At 62.5% G+C, this 651-nt stretch carries 1 protein-coding gene; it reads right to left on the reverse strand.

The window, feature by feature from the left end; translation table 11 throughout:
• Positions 1-34: 34 nt before the first annotated feature.
• A partial coding sequence (locus tag ACFOYU_RS15185) for an MFS transporter (RefSeq protein WP_377034236.1) occupies positions 35-651 on the reverse strand: 617 nt, incomplete at its 5' end.

The raw sequence follows: 651 nt of genomic DNA on the forward strand, positions 1-651 counted from the left end.
CGTCAGAGGTGCTCTTTAGGATCGGGACATCTTGCTACTCCCCCCTCACCCGTGAGGCGCTCGCGATGCAGCCCACCGCCGACAGGGTCGCCCCCAACCACAGGATCGTGGCGGTCGGATTATGCTGTACCAGCCCGAACAGAGCTGCCACGAGTGCCGCTCCCATCGATTGGCCCAGCAGCCGGGCTGTCGACAACATCCCGCCTGCGCCGCCGCTGCGTTCCCGTGGAGCGCTCGTGAGAATGGCTTTGTTATTCGGTGACTGAAACAGGCCAAATCCCAGGCCACAGAGGGCAAGCCGCCAGACAATGTCGCTACTGGAAGGATCTGGTGGAAGCATGGCCAGGAAAGCAAGCCCGGTGGCGAGGAGCGCAAGGCCAATCCCGCCCAGGATGCCTGGCGGGTAACGGTCCGCCAGTCGACCCGAAACAGGCGCAGTTATGGCAACAGCCAGCGGAAAGGGCGTCAGGAGCAAGCCCGTCTCCGTCACCGAGCGGCCGAGCACGTCATGAAAATAAAACGGAAGCGACACATAGGCGAGCGTCTGCGCGGCAAACGAGCACACAGAAGTGACCATGGACAGGGCAAAGACCGGCAGTCGCAGCAGATCCAGAGGCAATAGGGGTACTGGATGGGCCATCTGGTACCGGA

Source organism: Microvirga sp. GCM10011540 (genome assembly GCF_042650665.1).
Taxonomy (GTDB): Bacteria; Pseudomonadota; Alphaproteobacteria; order Rhizobiales; family Beijerinckiaceae; genus Microvirga; species Microvirga lenta.